General features: G+C 56.7%; 14 protein-coding genes and 1 tRNA gene. 11 read left to right on the forward strand and 4 right to left on the reverse strand.

The window, feature by feature from the left end; translation table 11 throughout:
- Nucleotides 1-154 precede the first annotated feature (154 nt).
- The 3 genes from ACR0MO_RS08835 to ACR0MO_RS08845 all read left to right on the forward strand — a co-directional run bounded on the left by ACR0MO_RS08835 (nucleotide 155) and on the right by ACR0MO_RS08845 (nucleotide 1,894).
- Nucleotides 155-619: an SH3 domain-containing protein gene (locus ACR0MO_RS08835; protein ID WP_170453126.1), complete on the forward strand. Its 465-nt coding sequence runs from the start codon at nucleotides 155-157 to the stop codon at nucleotides 617-619.
- A 116-nt stretch (nucleotides 620-735) separates the two neighbouring features.
- Nucleotides 736-1,725: an NADPH:quinone reductase gene (locus tag ACR0MO_RS08840; protein WP_170452279.1), complete on the forward strand. Its 990-nt coding sequence runs from the start codon at nucleotides 736-738 to the stop codon at nucleotides 1,723-1,725.
- Between the two features lie 94 nt (nucleotides 1,726-1,819).
- Nucleotides 1,820-1,894, forward strand: a tRNA-Gln gene (locus tag ACR0MO_RS08845).
- Nucleotides 1,895-2,077: 183 nt separating this feature from the next.
- Here the strand turns inward: ACR0MO_RS08845 and ACR0MO_RS08850 are convergent.
- Genes ACR0MO_RS08850 through ACR0MO_RS08860 form a run of 3 tightly spaced genes read right to left on the reverse strand, consistent with a single transcriptional unit; the run spans nucleotide 2,078 to nucleotide 4,382 of the window.
- A complete protein-coding gene (locus tag ACR0MO_RS08850) occupies nucleotides 2,078-3,706 on the reverse strand; it encodes a recombinase family protein (RefSeq protein ID WP_170523110.1) in 1,629 nt (542 codons plus the stop codon).
- Nucleotides 3,706-4,122: a DUF2924 domain-containing protein gene (locus ACR0MO_RS08855; RefSeq protein ID WP_480890762.1), complete on the reverse strand. Its 417-nt coding sequence runs from the start codon at nucleotides 4,120-4,122 to the stop codon at nucleotides 3,706-3,708. Before ACR0MO_RS08855 ends, ACR0MO_RS08850 begins: the two co-directional genes overlap by 1 nt.
- A gap of 5 nt (nucleotides 4,123-4,127) precedes the next feature.
- Nucleotides 4,128-4,382, reverse strand: a complete 255-nt coding sequence (locus ACR0MO_RS08860) for a DUF3489 domain-containing protein (protein WP_170452284.1) — start codon at nucleotides 4,380-4,382, stop codon at nucleotides 4,128-4,130.
- A gap of 444 nt (nucleotides 4,383-4,826) precedes the next feature.
- On the opposite strand from ACR0MO_RS08860, the gene ACR0MO_RS08865 reads away from it, so the two are divergent.
- The 8 genes from ACR0MO_RS08865 to ACR0MO_RS08900 all read left to right on the forward strand — a co-directional run bounded on the left by ACR0MO_RS08865 (nucleotide 4,827) and on the right by ACR0MO_RS08900 (nucleotide 16,475).
- A complete protein-coding gene (locus ACR0MO_RS08865) occupies nucleotides 4,827-5,411 on the forward strand; it encodes an ANTAR domain-containing protein (protein ID WP_170623060.1) in 585 nt (194 codons plus the stop codon).
- Complete coding sequence (locus ACR0MO_RS08870; protein WP_480890764.1) at nucleotides 5,408-6,577, forward strand: ABC transporter substrate-binding protein; 1,170 nt, start codon at nucleotides 5,408-5,410, stop codon at nucleotides 6,575-6,577. The genes ACR0MO_RS08865 and ACR0MO_RS08870 overlap by 4 nt, the downstream gene beginning before the upstream one ends.
- Nucleotides 6,578-6,847: 270 nt before the next feature.
- Nucleotides 6,848-8,212, forward strand: a complete 1,365-nt coding sequence (locus ACR0MO_RS08875) for a CmpA/NrtA family ABC transporter substrate-binding protein (RefSeq protein ID WP_480627358.1) — start codon at nucleotides 6,848-6,850, stop codon at nucleotides 8,210-8,212.
- A 72-nt stretch (nucleotides 8,213-8,284) separates the two neighbouring features.
- Nucleotides 8,285-9,367: an ABC transporter permease gene (locus ACR0MO_RS08880; RefSeq protein ID WP_170455992.1), complete on the forward strand. Its 1,083-nt coding sequence runs from the start codon at nucleotides 8,285-8,287 to the stop codon at nucleotides 9,365-9,367.
- A 5-nt stretch (nucleotides 9,368-9,372) separates the two neighbouring features.
- Nucleotides 9,373-11,052 carry an ABC transporter ATP-binding protein gene (locus ACR0MO_RS08885; RefSeq protein WP_170455994.1) on the forward strand — a complete coding sequence of 560 codons (1,680 nt, stop codon included), beginning with the start codon at nucleotides 9,373-9,375 and terminating at the stop codon, nucleotides 11,050-11,052.
- Between the two features lie 4 nt (nucleotides 11,053-11,056).
- On the forward strand, nucleotides 11,057-13,492 hold the full coding sequence (gene nirB, locus ACR0MO_RS08890) for a nitrite reductase large subunit NirB (RefSeq protein ID WP_480890766.1): 2,436 nt from the start codon (nucleotides 11,057-11,059) through the stop codon (nucleotides 13,490-13,492).
- Nucleotides 13,489-13,821, forward strand: a complete 333-nt coding sequence (nirD, locus tag ACR0MO_RS08895; RefSeq protein ID WP_170455998.1) for a nitrite reductase small subunit NirD — start codon at nucleotides 13,489-13,491, stop codon at nucleotides 13,819-13,821. Before nirB ends, nirD begins: the two co-directional genes overlap by 4 nt.
- Nucleotides 13,821-16,475: a molybdopterin-dependent oxidoreductase gene (locus ACR0MO_RS08900; RefSeq protein WP_480875390.1), complete on the forward strand. Its 2,655-nt coding sequence runs from the start codon at nucleotides 13,821-13,823 to the stop codon at nucleotides 16,473-16,475. Before nirD ends, ACR0MO_RS08900 begins: the two co-directional genes overlap by 1 nt.
- Before the next feature lie 302 nt (nucleotides 16,476-16,777).
- Here the strand turns inward: ACR0MO_RS08900 and ACR0MO_RS08905 are convergent, their stop codons facing one another.
- Nucleotides 16,778-18,757 (reverse strand): bifunctional 2',3'-cyclic-nucleotide 2'-phosphodiesterase/3'-nucleotidase, encoded by a 1,980-nt coding sequence (locus ACR0MO_RS08905; RefSeq protein WP_170456002.1) that lies wholly within the window; start codon nucleotides 18,755-18,757, stop codon nucleotides 16,778-16,780.
- Nucleotides 18,758-19,156: the final 399 nt, after the last annotated feature.

Here is a 19,156-nt window from a genome sequence, read left to right on the forward strand (position 1 = left end):
CATCGTGGCGCAGGATAAGGCGGGGCACAAGAACCCCTAAGGCATTGAGTCGACCTTTTTTCGAAAGCAGATCAACAGGCACAAGAGCAGACAGTCAGTGAGTGGTCTTCTACCGGTGAAACGCCGCTGTTTGGCGATCCTTACCGTGGTTCTTATGGCGTTCGGCCCAATCGCCGCCGCGACGCAAGAGGCGCGCGGCCCTGTCACGAATCTGCCCCTGCCCCGCTATGTCTCGATGAAAGCGGCCGAGGGGAATGTGCGGCGCGGCCCGTCCCTGACCCATCGAATCGACTGGGTGTTCAAACGTCGGGGCATGCCGCTGCAGATCACGGCAGAGTATGGCAACTGGCGCAAGGTACAGGACCGTGACGGAGCAGGCGGCTGGGTCCATTACGCGTTGCTGTCAGGTGTTCGGACCGTTCTGATCGAATCCGATATGTTGCCCGTCTACGCCCGCCCTGACCCAAATTCTCAGATCAATGCGCATTTCGAAACCGGAGTCGTCGCCCGCCTTGGCACCTGCTCATTGGATTGGTGCCGTATATCCGCAGGCGGCTATCGCGGCTGGACCTTGAAATCCAACCTCTGGGGCGTCGAACCCTCCGAAATCCGCGAGTAAGAGCCACCGCCTTGTGCTGGCTGCACCGCGCAATCGTTCGGGCGCGACCGAGGTTCGAATCTCTGGCAATGCCCCGCGACGCAGCTAAATTGACCTGACAGGGCCGAGGGGACACCATGAAAGCCATCACATATTCAGCATTCGGCGATGCGTCAGACGTTCTGAAACTGCAAGACCTTCCCGACGTGCCTCCGGCCCCAGGTGACGTGACCGTTGATCTGGCCTTTTCCGGTGTGAACCCCTCGGACGTCAAAGCGCGTGCCGGATCCAGACCCGGGGTCACGAAACCTGCGTTCCCGGTTATCGTCCCCCACAGCGACGGGTCCGGTGTAATCTCTGCCGTTGGAGAAGGCGTTCCAAAATCGCGGCTGGGTCAGCGCGTCTGGATATGGAATGGCCAGTGGAATCGCGCCTTGGGAACAGCGGCCACCCAAATCACACTGCCCTCGGATCAGGCGGTTGCCCTCCCGGACGCCGTCTCCCTGGAAACCGGGGCAGTTCTTGGCATTCCGGGCCTGACGGCCAGCCACGCTGTCTTTTCAGGCGGTGAAATTGAACGCCAAACCATTTTGATCCACGGCGGAGCAGGCACGGTCGGCTATCTGGCCGTCCAAATGGCGAAATGGGCAGGCGCCCGTGTCATTAGCACTGCACACCCTCGCAACTATGAGCGCGTGCGACAGGCCGGATCGGAAACGGTACTGGACTACAGCGATCCCGATCTGGCCCAGCAAATCCTTGCCGCCAATGATGGCGTTCCGATCAACCGAATCGTCGATGTTGAATTTGGCCGGAATGTTGAAACAAATACTGCCGTGATCGCCGAGAATGGACGTATCAACGCGTTCGGCTCTGCGCAGGAGATGTCCCCCACCCTGCCCTTTTACCCCCTGATGTTCAAAGCTGTGACGCTTGAGCTTATCCTGATCTACCTTCTGCCGCCTGCACCGCGATCTGCGGCGATCAATCGGCTGCATGCAGCATTGGAAGATGGCAGCTTGATTTGCCCGGTTGAAACGATCCTGCCGCTACAGGATTGCGCATCCGCCCATGACCTTGTCCAAACCGGCAATCGCAACGGCGCAGTGCTGTTGAAAACCACCTGACGACCGGCCAAAAATATTTTTCCAAGGCAGTCGCATTTTTTACCCAAAAGCCCTTGAACCCCGCCAACAACAATCGTAGATAGCCGCTCACCGTTGGGGTGTAGCCAAGTGGTAAGGCAGCGGTTTTTGGTACCGTGTATCGTAGGTTCGAATCCTACCACCCCAGCCATGATTTTCCATTAAATCACACACTGAATAATTGGTTGCCGATTGTGGCTAATTTTCAGGGACTTAGTTTTTGACGATTCGAGCTGAGACGCGAACGTGAGCACAACAATAGCCGATTTCGGGCCGCAGTCTCAGTACGCGGTTCCGGCGGTACGAGTTTGGTGACTTTGGGAGAGTCTGTAGATCAGAGCGCAGCGAACTGCTGGCGCTGTTCTGACCAGATCGCTGGGAAGCCGGACTTGATTAGGTAATCCGTGGTCAGGCCGTCAGGTTGCTCGCCTGCAGCGATGGCATCCAGAACATCAGGCGCTAGCATGGCCAGATCGACCACATCCTGAACGCGGCGTTTGGAAATGCCCTCTTCTTCAGCAATCTCAGAAAACGTTCTGCCGTCAATAATCATCGCCAACAATTGGCGCGCCTTGATTATGTTGCGGACAAGTGTCTGATCGATCTCAGGAGGCGGATCGCCCAAGTGCAATTTCAGTTCCACGCCTCTGCGGCGCATCTGGAATGGAGCTTCAATTGTTAGTTCTTCGGCATTGACCTGATCCGCTCTGCACTCGATCATCCGGGCCAGTGCCTGTAGATCCAGCTGCAGACTCAGCGACCCCTGTCGTATGTCTGCCCGCGCAATCAGGTCGAGGCATTTCCTGACGGACTGGCAATTTCTGAGATGCTCCGCTGCTGAAGCAATTTCGGCCGCAGACATATCCTGTAACATTGATGTCACAGCGTTCGGTCGGCTTAGGTGTTGTCTAACCACTTCAGCCAGGAGGTTCTCAAGCTGTTCTGCAGGCAGTCGCCACGTATCGGGAAACTTCTGACTGCGATCCGTCACAAGACGACCAGAGATATAGTACCGCAACCGCTTTCCATTTTTGCGACTATGGCTGGGCGTCAGCCGATCTCCGGTCTCATCATAGAGCTTTCCGGCCAGTGCTGATCGCTTTGCTTTCTGCTTAACGCCGCGCTCCCTTACTGCGCCATCTTTCAGCAGCTGCTGCACCCGCTCCCACACCGCCGGGTTGATGATGGCAGGATGCTGCCCCTCATAAACCCGACCCTTGTGTCGGATGTGGCCAGCATAGATTGGGTTGCTGATCAGATGATGGATGTGTCCGCGATCGAAGAACGTACCACCTGTCACGCGTCCGCCAGAACGTTCCCGGCGGCGCGACCGGAGACCCAGTGCTTCCGCCTGCTCTTTCACGTCAAGAATGGTCTGATGCTCCAGATAGAGATCGTAGAGAGTCCTGATGATCTCAGCTTCTTCTTCGTCGATTTTGAGCGTCCGGCCGTCAGCCTGATACCCAAGTGGAACGTTCCCGCCCATCCAAAGACCCTTGCGTTTTGAGGCAGCAATTTTATCCCGGATACGCTCAGCGGTGACTTCCCGTTCGAACTGAGCGAAGCTGAGCAGCACGTTGAGTGTCAGGCGACCCATACTGGTCGACGTATTAAAGGACTGGGTAACGGACACAAACGATGCGTCGGCCGCGTCGAGGCGTTCGACCAGCTTTGCAAAATCAGCCAGCGAGCGCGTCAGCCGGTCAATCTTGTAGACAACAATCTGATCCACGCGTTTCTGGTCAACAGCCTGCATCAGCCGCTGCAACGCCGGGCGGTCAAGATGACCGCCCGAGATACCGCCATCGTCATAGTGATCCGGCAATAATTCCCAGCCCTCATGCTTCTGGCTCGCGATGTATGCTTCACAGGCTTCCCGCTGGGCATCGAGTGAGTTGAAATCCTGCTCCAGCCCCTCCTCCGAGCTTTTCCGAGTGTAAATGGCGCAGCGGATGCGTCGCATCACTGAACCCCGAAGAAGCGCGGCCCGGACCAGTGCGCTCCGGTGATGTGCTTTGCTATGGCGGACAGGGAACGCCATGTTTTGCCGTCCATGACTAACCCGCGATCAACCACTTCAATCTGATAGGTGCGTCCGTTCCATTCCCGCACTAGATGTGAACCCGGCTTCAGACTAGGAGGCGGCGTTTTTCCCAACGCGATATTCTGCAATCGGCGTTCTGTCTTCGCAGACAACCCTCCCAATTCCCGGTTCTGTAGTTCCCAGATTAGTACCCGTTTCATGAACTGCGGGGACAGGTATTTTGGCGGCGACCGACCGAACACTTCCCGCCATCGGTCAAGACAGCCGAGGCGATCTAGGTGTTCAATGTCGTCAAATGTCTTCGCAAGGTCACGATCCGCGCGCGTAGGATCCATGGCGATCACACCGACTTCACTATCCGGTAGAGCGTACCTTTGCCAGATCCAGATCGCTCAACAGTATGTCCCGCCTTGCGCAACATCGAAATCGCCGCGCGCGCGGAATGCGGTTGCCACCCAAAGGCGTTCTGAATCTGCGCAATCGTTGCACCAGCCTTGCGGGACAACAGTTTCTGCAACTGTTGCTGTCGCGTCGGGTTGTTCCGGGCGGGTTTGGCGGGTGGTGTTTTGATTTCCGTATCACATGAAGTTGTCATTGATGTCTCCACTTTGCGGGCACAGGCTGATCCTGCGCCCTGTACTGAGTGGAGCCCGGGTGCCCCGAGCGAATCTCAACCGTCGTCAGTACCACTTCCGTACAAGCCAAAGTCCAGTTGTTTACTGTAAGAATCGGGCGGGAAGCGGTCGTTCGCTGCGTTCGCGAAACCACATGGTTTGCTGACAAAGCGGACTTTCGAATTGATCGTCTAAGGAAGTGCATTTGAACGTCCCAGAGCTAAAGAGTGCCCCCCAAAAAGATTCGATCCAATGCGTCACCGCGGTGTTCACTGTAAAATTTTTTGATACATGCAAAAAAACTGTGCAGACATTCCGCTGCGCGCGAAAAATAAGCTGAGAAATTGGGCGAACCGGTAGTCCGATGACTACTTTTGATGGAGTTGTAATTGCGATCAATGACGCTTGGGCTCACTTGATTCTCTATGAAAACAAACCTGACAGTCGTTGTAGTCGAACAGAATCAAGAACGTGCTTTTGCAATTGTAGATTCCTTAAAAGAGTCCGGAGACGTTGAGGTTTTTGTGATCGGTAATGTCTCCGGGCTGGCACGCAAAATCGCAACGCATAGCCCAGACATTGTCCTGATAGATATCGACAATCCCTCGCGCGATATGCTTGAAGAGCTGACCGTTGCGTCGGGTCCACTGGAACGTCCCGTGGCTATGTTCGTCTCGGGCGCAGCGGGCGGGTTGTCAAAAGCCGCCGTTGAAGCTGGGGTCTCAGCATATGTAGTCGATGGCCTTCAAGTCGAGCGCATAAAACCTGTGATCGATACCGCCATCGCTCGCTTTCAGGTACTACGTCAGATGCGGACCGAACTGGCGGAGACCCGCCGCGCCTTGGAAGATCGCAAGGTGATCGACCGCGCCAAAGGGTTGTTGATGAAGGCCAAGGGTGTGTCGGAAGACGAAGCCTATGCCCTGCTGCGCAAAACTGCGATGAATCAGAACCGCCGGGTCGCGGATGTTGCCGAAGCCCTTGTAACTGCGTCGGGGTTGTTGTCATGAGAACCCCAATTCTGCCCGTCGCCTATATGCCTCTGGTCGACGCGGCCCCGCTTATCGTCGCGCGCGAGATGGGGTTTGACCATGCCGAGGGTGTTTCGCTGGACCTGCGCCCAGCCCCGTCATGGTCCTCTTTGCGCGACTTGCTCGCCTTCGGGCATGTGGATGCGGCGCATTTGCTGTCGCCTATCCCCGTTGCGATGGCTTTAGGTCTTGGTGGCATTGCAACGCCGCTATCCGCCGTGTCTGTCCTTTCCCTGAATGGCAATGTCATCGGCGTTGGAACGCAATTGGCTGACCGGTTGACCGAACAAGGTTACGGCTTCGACTTCTTTGATGCCGCTGCGGCTGGGACTGCGCTGGCAAAGGCCGCCGGTGACGTTTTGGTATTTGGCGTGCCTTTTCCCTTTTCAATGCATGTTGAATTACTGCGCTATTGGGTTTCTAGAACCGAGCTGGCCTCTAAACGGGTCGAAATCCGAACTGTGCCACCGCCGCTGATGGCGCAGGCACTCGCGGGTGGCGAGATCGATGCCTTCTGCGTGGGCGAGCCTTGGGGCTCATTCGCCGTAGACGACAATGTCGGCGCACTGCTGCTGCCCGGCAAGGCGATCTGGACCTGTGCACCTGAAAAGGTGTTGGCGGTCAGAAACGATTGGGCCGAAACCGAGCCGCATTTGCTGGGCAGCCTCATGCGGGCCGTTTGGCGCGCGGGGCGCTGGCTCTCGAACGCAGACAGCCGGACGACCGCGTCCGAGATGCTATCGCGTAAAACCTACCTCAACGTCTCACCCGAACTGATCGACCGAGCATTGATGGGCGAATTCACAATCTCGGCCCGCGGCGAGCAACGCCATGTGGATGGATTCGTCGAGTTCTTTGACGGCGCCGCTACTTTCCCGTGGCGCAGCCAGGCGAAATGGGTCGCGCATCAATTGGCGCAAAGAAACGGGCTGGACGCCGGAACTGCGGAACGACAAGCCGCCAAGGTCTTTCGCAGTGATCTCTATCGCCGCGAGTTACAAGGGTTGGGCGTCGAAACCCCCGGCGCGTCGGAGAAACTGGAGGGGGCGTTGCCCGAGTCGACGGCGGTTGCCTCGGCCAATGGCAGCCTGATTCTGTCTCGGAATGTCTTTTTCGACCGGCGCATTTTCGAGCCTACCGGGTAAGTCTGCACAAAATTTTTGCAGTGCAGCATATCTTCTTGCTGCATTGCAGAATTTTCAGGGTGAAAACCTCAAAAAGTGATGACGCCGCGCTTTGCGACTGACTTAATTAAGACATCGGCAGGCAACGACGCCCACCGACGGAATTCGCCCATAGTCCAGGGCACCTCACAAGAGCAAAGCCGCTCGACCATCCGCCACCTCCTCCCGGCGGACTGTGTCGGCGGCTTTTTTGTTTGCCCAAGGGGTTGGGCTGAACCGAAAGGGATCGAGATGAAAATGCTTCTTTTAGGCCTCGCTGCAACGACGGCACTTGTGTCTCCGGCGCTAGCCGAGTTGGAACTGGAAAAAGACGAGCTGACGTTTGGCTTCATCAAGCTGACCGATATGGCGCCGCTGGCTGTTGCTTATGAGAATGGGTACTTTCTGGACGAAGGCCTGTTCGTGACGCTGGAAGCACAAGCCAACTGGAAAGTGCTGCTGGACGGCGTAATCGACGGTCAGTTGGACGGCGCGCATATGCTGGCTGGACAGCCTTTGGCAGCGACCATTGGGTACGGGACCGAAGCCCATATTATCACTCCGTTTTCGATGGACCTGAACGGCAACGGCATCACCGTCTCCAACGAGGTTTGGGAAGAGATGAAGCCGAACATCCCTGTCATGGAGGATGGCCGTCCTCAGCACCCGATCAGCGCCGAAGCTCTGGCTCCGGTGGTTGAGAAATACAAGTCCGAAGGCAAGCCTTTTAACATGGGCATGGTCTTCCCGGTTTCGACCCACAATTACGAACTGCGCTATTGGTTGGCAGCCGGTGGTCTGCATCCGGGCTTCTACAGCCCCGAAAACGTGACCGGTCAGATCGGTGCAGATGTATTCCTGTCGGTGACGCCTCCGCCGCAGATGCCTGCCACGTTAGAGGCCGGCACGATCTATGGCTACTGCGTGGGTGAGCCGTGGAACCAGCAGGCCGTGTTCAAGGGTATCGGCGTTCCGGTGATTACCGACTATGAGCTGTGGAAGAACAACCCGGAAAAGGTGTTTGGCATCACGGCAGAGTTCGCCGAAGAATACCCAAACACCACTCTGGCCGTGACCAAGGCTCTGATCCGTGCTGCGCAGTGGCTGGATGAAAACGACAACGCCAACCGCCCTGAAGCCGTCGAAATTCTGAGCCGTGCGGAATACGTCGGCGCGGACTATGACGTGATCGCCAACTCGATGACCGGCACGTTCGAATACGAGAAAGGCGACAAGCGCGAAGTTCCTGATTTCAACGTGTTCTTCCGCTACAACGCGACCTACCCGTTCTACTCAGACGCCATCTGGTACCTGACCCAGATGCGCCGTTGGGGTCAGATCCCCGAATCCAAGCCCGACAGCTGGTATGACGAAGTCGCCAAATCCATCTACAAGCCTGAGATCTATCTGGAAGCCGCGCGCTTGCTGGTCGACGAAGGGCTGGCGAATGAGGCCGACTTCCCTTGGGAAAGCGATGGTTACAAAGCGCCGACCCCTGCCGAGGATATCATCGACGGCATCGCCTATGACGGCCGCGCCCCCAACGCCTATCTCGAAAGCCTCTCCATCGGTCTGAAAGGCGATCAGAAGATCGTCGGCTCGGACGTGCAAGGCTAATCCCGAAACAGCGCGCCCGGCATTGGTCGAGCGCGGACCCCAAAGTGCCCCGCCATCGCAAGGACACATCAGATGACAACGGTCGATCCCGAATTCAACGCAGACGCCGCCCGAGAGGCGCGTCGCGCCCGCCTGTTCACCCGTATCAACGCAGCCGACAAATGGTTCCAGGTTCTGGGCCTCAGCTGGGCCACCCCGGTTCTGAAGGCCGCTGCCGGAGACAACCCGCGCGCCCAGATGACCGAGATCTGGCGTCTTCTGGTCGTTCCCCTTTTGTCGATCTGCGCGTTCCTGCTGTTGTGGGGGACATTGGCACCCAAAGTTCAAACCTCTCTGGGCGCGGTCCCCGGACCGGCTCAGGTCTGGGAAGAAATGATCAACCTGAACGAGGACGCGCAGGCCAAGGCCGCCAAACGCGACAAGTTCGAGGCGATGGTTGAGAAACGGAACCAGAAGCTGATCGATGCGGGCCGGGCGGATGAGGTCAAGCAAGTCGCTTACACCGGTGCTCCGTCCTACTACCAGCAAATCTGGACCTCGATCAAAACCGTGTTTTTCGGCTTCCTGATCGCTACGGTTGTGGCTGTTCCGCTTGGGATCGCTGCTGGCCTTTCACCGACTGCAAATGCGGCGCTGAACCCGCTGATCCAAATCTTCAAGCCGGTCTCACCGCTGGCATGGCTACCGATCGTGACCATGATCGTCTCGGCGGTTTACGTCACCAATGACGGCTTGTTCGCCAAATCCTTCCTGATCTCGGCCATCACTGTGACCCTGTGTTCGCTTTGGCCCACGCTGATCAACACTTCTCTGGGCGTGGCATCCATCGATAGAGACTTGGTAAACGTTTCCAAGGTTCTGAAAATGAACACTTATACCAAGATCACAAAGCTGGTGCTGCCCTCGGCCTTGCCGCTGATCTTCACTGGCCTGCGCTTGTCGCTGGGCGTCGGCTGGATGGTTCTGATCGCGGCTGAAATGCTGGCGCAGAACCCCGGCTTGGGCAAATTTGTCTGGGATGAGTTTCAGAACGGCTCGTCCAGCTCGCTCGCCAAAATCATGGTTGCGGTCTTCACCATCGGCATCATCGGCTTTCTGCTGGACCGGGTGATGTACGCGCTGCAATCGCTGTTTACCTTCACGAATAACCGGTGATCGAGATGAGCATTCTGAGCTTCAAGAAGGCCTCGAAATCCTTCGGTGCAGGCGCCGCACGCACCGACGTGCTGAAAGGTATCGACCTTGACGTGCAAGAGGGTGAGTTTCTGGTGATCCTCGGCTTCTCGGGCACCGGCAAGACGACCTTGATCAACCTGATGGCCGGACTGGACACCCCAACCGGCGGAGAGGTCACGTTCAAAGGTACTCCGATCAAGGGGCCGGGCCCCGAGCGTGGCGTGATCTTCCAAAACTATTCTCTGATGCCGTGGCTGACGGTCAGCGGCAATGTGGGTCTGGCGGTAGACACAGTCTTTCCCGGCCTCAGTAAGGCCGAGAAATCCGAGAAGGTTGCGCACTACGTGAAGATGGTAGGCCTAAGCCATGCCGCAACGCGCCGCCCAGCAGAACTGTCCGGTGGGATGCGACAGCGGGTCAACGTGGCGCGCGCCTTGTCGATGAACCCCGAGGTTCTGCTGCTGGATGAGCCTCTGTCAGCGCTTGACGCGCTGACTCGCGCCAATCTGGCGGATGAGATTGAACACATCTGGGAGGCTAACAAGAAAACCTGTGTCCTCATCACCAATGACGTGGATGAGGCAATCATTCTGGCCGACCGGATCATTGCCCTGAACCCGGATGGTACGCTCGGACAGGAGTTTCGGGTGTCGATCCCGCGCCCACGGGATCGGGGCGCGATGAACAACGAAGAAACATTCAAGCGCTTGCGCGCTAACGTCACCAAATACCTGATGGATGTGGGAATCGAGGCCAAGGTCGAAGGCTCGCGCATCCTGCCCGATGTCACCCCAATTCATGGCGTGCCAACGGCGGTGGCAGAGGCGCAGAAAGGAATGATCCAGGACCGCTTCCTAGACTTCTCGCAACTGCACAAGGTTTATCCGACTCCCAAAGGCCCGTTGACCGTGGTCGAGGATTTCGACCTGAAGATCGACAAGGGAGAATTCATCTCGCTGATCGGCCACTCTGGCTGTGGCAAATCCACGGTTCTGACAATGGCCGCTGGGCTGAACGACATCTCGAAAGGCGCGATCAAGCTGGATGGACGCCATGTCGAAGGGGCAGATCCTGAGCGCGCCGTCGTGTTCCAGTCACCCAACCTGTTCCCGTGGCTCAGCGCCAAGGAAAACGTCGCGATTGGGGTGGATAAAGTCTATCCCAAGGCCAGCTTGGCCGAGCGGCAGGATGTGGTCGAATACTATCTGGAGCGGGTCGGTCTGGCCGATGCGATGGACAAATCCGCCTCAAACCTGTCGAACGGCATGAAGCAACGCGTCGGCATCGCCCGCGCTTTTGCCCTGTCTCCCAAACTGCTGCTGCTGGATGAACCGTTTGGAATGCTCGACAGCCTCACACGATGGGAATTGCAAGAAGTTCTGATGGAGGTCTGGTCCCGCACCAAGGTCACCGCGATCTGTGTGACCCACGACGTGGATGAGGCGATCCTTCTGGCCGACCGTGTGGTGATGATGACCAACGGCCCGCAGGCAACGATCGGCAGGATCACCAAGGTTGACCTGCCGCGGCCGCGCACTCGCAAGGCCCTTTTGGAACATCCGGACTACTACGCCTACCGGCAGGAAGTCCTCGATTTCCTCGAAGAATACGAACACGGCGCCAAGCCCAACACACCCGCCCCCAAGGCGATTGCAGCGGAGTGAAATCATGAAGCAAAGACTTGTTGTCATTGGCGCAGGTATGGCCTCAGGTCGGGTGCTGGAACACCTGACCGATGCCGCGCCGGATGCGTTCGACATCACCCTGTTCAACGCCGAGCCTCGCGGGAACTACAACCGCATCATGCTGAGCCCCGTTCTATCGGGTGAGAAGACCTATGAAGAGATCGTCACCCATGACGACACCTGGTATGCCGAGCGCGGCATCTCCTGCCGCTTTGGCGAAAAAGTTGAAAAAATCGACCGCGAGATGAAGGTGGTCGTGGGCGCAAACGGCCACGTTCCATACGACAGGCTGGTGATCGCCACCGGGTCTAACCCGTTCATCATCCCCTTGCCCGGTCATGATCTGGACGGCGTGATTGCCTATCGTGATCTGGAAGACACCCAGCAGATGATGGGCATGGGCCCGGACAACAAGGTTGTCGTCATCGGCGGCGGCCTGCTGGGGCTTGAAGCCGCCGCGGGCATGGCCGCGCATGGGGTTGACGTCACGGTCGTTCATATCATGGGCCACCTGATGGAGCGTCAGTTGGACGAAGCTGCAGGCTATCTGCTGAAGAAGTCGCTGGAAGACAAAGGCATCAAGATTTGCCTGCAGGCGAATTCCAAGGAAATCCTCGGGGAAGACGGCAAGGTCCGCGCTCTGTTACTGGATGAAGGGACCGAACTGCCCTGTGATCTGCTGGTCATGGCGGTGGGCATCCGCCCCAATACCGCGCTGGCGCAGGAGGCAGGGCTGGCAACCGGGCGCGGCATTCGTGTGGATGACCAGATGCTGACCTCGGACCCGGATGTCTACGCCGTGGGAGAATGCGTCGAACATGACGGGGCGGTCTTTGGCCTTGTCGCGCCGCTCTATGATCAGGCGAAAGTGGCCGCGCAGGTGCTGTTGGGCGAAGAGGCAGCGTTTGTTCAGAAAACCCTCTCAACGAAGTTGAAGGTCACCGGCTGTGATCTGTTCAGCGTGGGCGATTTCGCGGATGGGCCGGGACGTGAGGATATCGTGTTCCGCGACCCTTCGCGCGGCGTCTACAAGCGGCTCGTCATCGAAGAGGATCGTCTGGTCGGCGCGGTCATGTATGGCGACACTGCCGATAGCAATTGGTTCTTCGGCCTGATCAAGAACAGTACTAGCATCGAAGACATGCGCGAGACGCTGATCTTCGGTCCGGCTTATCAGGGGGGCGATACCGCGGACCCTCTTTCAGCCGTTGCAGCATTGCCGCCTGAAGCGGAGATTTGCGGCTGCAACGGCGTATGTAAAGGAAACATAGTTGAGGCGATCAACGCAGGCGCCAACGGTCTGGGCGCCGTGCGTGAAAGCACCAAGGCCAGCGCCTCGTGCGGGACATGCACGGGGCTGGTTGAACAGGTGTTGCAAGTCACCCTGGGCGATGAATTCCAAATGCCAACGGCGCAACCGATCTGCGGTTGCACCGATCTGACGCATGAGGACGTACGGCGTTTAATCAAGGGCCAGGAACTAAAAAGCCAGGCCGCTGTCTGGCAGGAGCTTGGCTGGACAACGACAAATGGCTGCCATGTCTGCCGTCCGGCGATCAACTACTACCTGCTGGCGGATTGGCCTTTGGAATATCAGGACGACCCGCAAAGCCGGTTTGTGAACGAACGCAAACACGCCAATATCCAGAAGGATGGTACATTCAGCGTTGTGCCGCGCATGTGGGGCGGGATCACTACCCCCGGAGAACTGCGCGCCATCGCTGACGCCGCTGACAAGTATGATGTGCCAACCGTCAAGGTCACCGGCGGTCAGCGCATCGATCTTCTGGGCGTGAAGGGTGAGGATCTGCCTTCGATCTGGTCGGATCTGAACGAGGCTGGTCTGGTCTCGGGCCACGCCTATTCCAAGGGTCTGCGGACGGTCAAAACCTGTGTCGGAACCGATCATTGCCGGTTTGGCACGCAGGACAGCACCGGCCTTGGTATCAAGCTGGAGAAAATCCTGTGGGGCTCGTGGACGCCGCACAAGCTGAAACTGGCAGTATCCGGTTGTCCTCGCAACTGTGCTGAGGCGACCTGCAAGGATATCGGTGTCGTTTGCGTGGAATCTGGCTATCAGATCAGCATCGGCGGGGCCGCAGGTATGGACGTGAAAGAGACCGAGTTGCTCTGTCAGGTGCCCACCGAAGACGAGGCCATCGAGGTCGTGATGGCCGTCACCCAGGCCTATCGTGAAGGCGGTAAGTATCTGGATCGATTGTATAAATGGCTGGAGAAGGTCGGCATGGACTGGGTCAAGGCGCAGGTTGTGGATGATCTTGAAAACCGGGCCGACTTGGTCGCGCGGTTTGAACTGTCGCAAAGCATCTACCGCAAGGATCCATGGGCCGAACACGTGCGCGACAAGGCGCAAACTTATGCGCCGATTGCAGATTTCACACTGGAGGCGGCGGAATGAGCTGGATCGACATCGGACATATCGACGACATACCACTGCGCGGAGCGCGTCTGGTCAAAACCCATATCGGCTGTATCGCCGTCTTCCGGACCGCCAAGGCAGAAGTATACGCCGCGACAAACAGCTGCCCGCACAAGGGTGGCCCATTGTCCGAAGGCATTGTCCACGGCCAGTCGGTGACCTGCCCCTTACACAATTGGGTATTCGACCTGAACACAGGCGAAGCGCAGGGTGCCGATGACGGTCGGATCACCACATATCCGGTGCGCCTCGAAGATGATCGTATTCTGCTCGACGTCAGCGCGGTTGCTCAACGGAGCGCAGCCTGATGGACGGCACCAGCCTACCCGAAGTTCGTTCGACCTGCGCTTATTGCGGGGTTGGCTGCGGTGTGCTCCTGAGGCCTGATGGGGTCGGAGGTTTGACCGTTCGCGGCGATCCGGATCATCCGGCGAACCGTGGTCGTTTATGTTCAAAAGGACTGGCGTTAGGTGAAACTGTCGGGCTGCAACACCGGTTGCTGGCTCCTCGCGCCTTTGGCCAGGACACCAGTTGGGACAATGCCTTGCAATTGGTCGCAGATCGGTTCTCTGCCGCAATTAAGAAGCATGGGCCGGACAGCGTGGCTTTTTATGTATCAGGACAGTTGCTAACCGAGGACTACTATGTTGCCAACAAGCTGATGAAAGGCTTCATAGGCTCGGCGAATATCGACACCAACTCGCGGCTATGCATGGCTTCGACCGTGGCCGGGCACAAACGCGCCTTCGGGACAGATACAGTACCCGGAACCTTTGAGGATCTAGACGAGGCTGATCTGGTTGTCTTGGTTGGCTCGAATCTCGCTTGGTGCCACCCCGTTCTGTATCAGCGTGTCATAGCTGCCCGTCAGGCGCGCGGTACGAAGATTGTAGTTGTCGATCCGCGTCGAACAGCAAGCTGCGATCAAGCAGATCTCCATCTGGCGCTGCGACCCGGCAGTGACGTGGCGCTGTTCAATCGGTTGCTGAACAGAATTCACCAAACGGGGCATATTGCTCCGGATTTTCTGGATCGCAGCCTGGGGTTCAATGAAGCCCTCGAACTCGCGCAGCTTGATGATGCGAATGAGACCGGGCTAAGCCCTGATGAAATTGAGGCTTTTTGCGATTTATGGATCGGTACAGAGCGCGTTGTTACGATCTTCAGCCAGGGAGTAAATCAATCCTCCAGCGGATCAGACAAGGTCAACGCGATCCTGAACTGCCATCTGGCCACCGGGCGGATCGGGCGCGCAGGGATGGGTCCGTTCTCGGTCACCGGTCAGCCTAACGCTATGGGAGGCCGAGAGGTCGGTGGCTTGGCCAACATGCTCGCATGTCACTTGGATATCGAAAACGAAGCTCACAGAACAGCCGTCCAGGACTTCTGGAAAGCTCCAAAGATGCCAGAAAAGCAGGGGCTGAAAGCGGTTGACCTGTTTCGCGCTGTCGAAGGCGGTCAGATAAAGGCACTTTGGATCATCCACACCAATCCGGCGGCCACCATGCCGGATGCAGACCGAGTGATGGCGGCTATCAAAAAAAGTCCATTCGTAGTTGTCAGTGACCTGACTGCCCGAACAGACACTGCACGCGTTGCAGACGTTTTGTTGCCCGCTGCGGGATGGGGCGAAAAAAGCGGAACAGTAACCAATTCAGACCGCACGATCAGCAGACAACGCGTCGTTCTGTCACCTCCGGGACAAGCACGTGCGGATTGGGATGTTATGGCCGAGGTGGGCCGCCGCATGGGGTGGACCGAGGCATTCAGTTATGAGTCACCGGCGCAGATTTTTCGAGAATACGCGAACATGACTTCGCTTGCCGTGGCATTTGGCAAAGACTTGGACATTACCGAATTTTCGGACATTGATGACTCGGACTACGAAGATCTGAACCCGTCACGGTGGCCGACGACATCTCGCAAATCGGATGGCCGATTTTTCGGTGATGCGCAGTTTTTTCATCCGGATGGCAAAGCACGTTTTGTTCCTGTCACTCATCGTTCACCCAAAGCGGCGACGTCTGACCAATACCCGTTTCTGTTGAACACAGGACGAAACCGGGATCAGTGGCACACTATGACTCGGTCTGGGTTGTCTCCCCGTCTTTCGGCCCATTTGGCCGAACCATACGTCGAGGTTAATCCGAAGGACGTTGATCGGTTGGGTCTTGGTACCGCAGATTTGGTTGAGCTCAACAGCGTGGTCGGAAGCGGCATCTTTCGACTTCGCATCACAGACACCGTCGCGCCAGGTCAAGTATTTGCTCCCATTCACTGGACAGGTGAAACGGCGCCAACAGCCCGTGTGGATGCGCTTGTTCCAAGTGTAGTCGATCCAATCTCTGGACAGCCTGAGAGCAAGGCGGCGGCCGTTTCTGTGCGACGTATGAATGCCTCGTGGTACGGTTTCGCCGTGTCCGTCGATGCGGCCTCACCTACGGCAGAATATTGGGCAATGAGCAAAACGGCCAAAGGTTACAGGATCGAGTTAGCGGGGAAGCAAGATATTGACGATTGGGAAGACAAAGCCCGCGAGTGGTTTGGGCTATCCGATGCCGTAGTGACTTCAATCGAAGATTCCAAACGCGGCTCGTACAGGATCGCATTGTCTGACGGACAGCGCCTTTTGGCAGCGCTCTTTGTTTCCCGACAACCCATCACACTAATGCGAGAGTTTTTGGCAACTTTGCCTGAGGTCTCACTCCATCAGATTCTGTCTGGCCGGTCATCTTCCGCTTCTGAAGACTGTGGACCAATCATCTGTTCGTGTTTCGGGGTGGGATTAAAGACCATCATTAGCGCCATTCACGACAAACGTTTGATCGATGTGGACGATATCGGAGATACCCTTCAGGCTGGAACGAACTGTGGTTCATGCCGTCCAGAGTTGGTTGACTTGGTCACGGAGCATTCGAAGTTGAAACGCAATAACCCGAAGAATTGCCTGCAAGAACAATAAGGGTAGACACGGGGTTTTCGACCAAGACTGCGGTTTGCTTTTATCGGCATTCAAATAAAGCATGGGTTCTGTTCATACTGTTCAACATATCCAATTTAGCCTTACTGGGGTCAGAAGATGTCTTTGCCTATTGTTTCCGACCTCCACCCATGCCCGAGTTTCGCGTTTGTAGTAAGTGTCTCGTCTGACGAGCCGCACTTAGCAAAAGCGATGAAATTCGCGTCGCTACAGAGGGCCGCGAGGCAACTGAAACAACCCCGCCACCTTTTTTGATGGCGGGTTATTTTTGAGCCCAAATTGAGTCAGAGCTTGATCCGGAAGGCTGCGAAGCCGTCGGCTCCTTCTCCGGCGTCCTCAATTGTGACACCCTTGACGTCGCCTATGTAATCCCGTGCTTTCGGGCCTGTCTCGAACAAAACAGTCGTGTCCGCAAGCGGAGCAAAAGACCAGTTGGCATCTGCCTTTGGATCAATCGTACCCTGTTCGACAATGTAGCGAACGATGACGTCGCGGTTGGTATCCGGGGCCTCAAATACGATTGTGTCACCTAAAGCTCCGGGGAATGAACCACCCCCTGATGCGCGATAGTTGTTGGTGGCGATAATGAACTCCATATCATCGGTAACTGGTTCGCCGTCGTAAGAAAGGTTCACAATGCGCGCTGCATCGGGGTTAATCTCTTCTCCCTTGGGTCCGAAGCGCGATGGCTGGGACAGGTCAATTTCATAGGTCACGCCATCTATGACGTCGAAATTGTAGGACGGGAATTCCGGGTTCAGCAGGATCGCATCCTTTGAACCCGTCTCAACCTGATTGAACATTCCGGCCGACCGTTCCAACCAACCCCTAACTTGCGCTCCATTCACGCGGACTGCGCGCACCGTGTTCGGATAGAGATAGAGATCCGCGACGTTTTTGATGGCAACATCACCAACGGGTACATCGGTGTAGTATTCCGGACCACCGCGGCCACCAGCCTTGAAAGGCGCTGCCGCAGACAGGATCGGCAGGCCTTCATGTTCGGTGCCTTTCAGCATCTCTTCGACATACCACTTCTGCGCAATCGAGACGATCTGGACTGAGGGATCATCTGCGACCAGCGCGAAATAACTGTGCAGCGGTGCCGAGGTCTTGCCAACTGCGCGACGAACATAGGCCAGCGTTTCGTCGTGATCCGTCGCAACCGAGTCCAGGACGCGCTCATCATCTTCGACCAAGGCGGTGATTGACCGGTCTTCGTTCCGCCGCGAGATAGGCCGCGCCTCGGATGTGGTTGTCACCACCCGCCATTCATTTCCATCCCGTTGCAGCAGCAGATCAAGCAGACCAAGATGCGACCCCCAGAACCCGCCCATGACGGCGGGCTTGCCCATCAGAGTACCTTTATCGACGTCAATTCCGGGGCGGTCTGCAAAGGTAGGCGACGGAAAAACTAAATGGTTGTGACCTGTGACCAGCGCGTCGATCCCTTCGACGCCAGCCAGCACGACCGACGCGTTTTCCATACCATCTTCATGGTTGGCGTCCCCAATCCCGGAATGCGACAAGGCGATGATCAGGTCGCAGCCCCGCTCCTGCATCTCAGGGACAAAAGCCTTTGCCGTCTCAACGATATCCCGCGCTTGGACATTGCCTTCGAGATGCTTGCGATCCCAGTTCATGATCTGCGGAGGCGTAAAGCCTATCACACCGATCTTGATCGGATGTTTTGTGCCGTCACCCATTTCGATCTCGCGGTCGAGAATGGCGTATGGTTGGATAAGCGTCTTGTCCTCGCGCGGGCTTGCGCCTTTCTCCTTTGCTACATTAGCCAGAACCGCTGGGAAATCCGCACCTGCCAATGAGGTCTCAAGAAAGTTTAATCCGTAGTTAAACTCGTGGTTGCCCAGTGTGGCCGCATCATAGCCAATCGTATTGAATGCGGTGATGATTGGATGGCTGCCCCCTTCTTTCATACCGCGTTCATAGGCGATGTAATCGCCCATTGGGTTTCCTTGCAGAAAGTCTCCGTTGTCCACCAGAAGCGAGTTCGTCGCCTCAGAGCGGATTTCATTTATGATCGAAGCCGTACGGGACAGGCCCACCGTGTCACGGGGCTTGTCGGCATAATAATCATAGGGGAATACATGAACATGGATGTCGGTTGTTTCCATGATCCGCAAATGTGCCTGGTTGTTCGCCGCAGCAGCCGAGAAGGGGTGAAGCGTAACGGCTGCGGCACTTGCAGCAGTTGTGTACAGAAACTGACGACGCGAAATTGGTGGGCGGTTAGAGAACGACATTGGGCACCTCTCAAGTGGGTTGGTCAACGCGACTTTCGCGGACTATCCGCGGCATTCGTATGAAATCGGTTACGAGAGCATGTGTCGCGTTATTCACAGGCGGCTGTACTTAACACCATACGTTAACTTTGGGGGTTTGCTAAGGGATCGCAGATGGTGAACCTAAGCCAATAGTTGCTTATCAATCAAACGCGGCGAGTTTTTGAACCTTCGAACCTGAAGGAAGCAAGCAAAATGCTGAAAAAGATATACTTTGACATATATTTTCTCGTTCATGCACCCTTGTTTCGCAGAGCTGCAACAGATGGTTGCTCCTGTCCGCAGTCCGCTAGTTCTCCAGGCAACACAGTTTGCAGCCTCGGCGAAACCGCTTGCTTGGATCCGACATGGCTTCCAGTA

Source organism: Ruegeria sp. K5 (genome assembly GCF_056531805.1).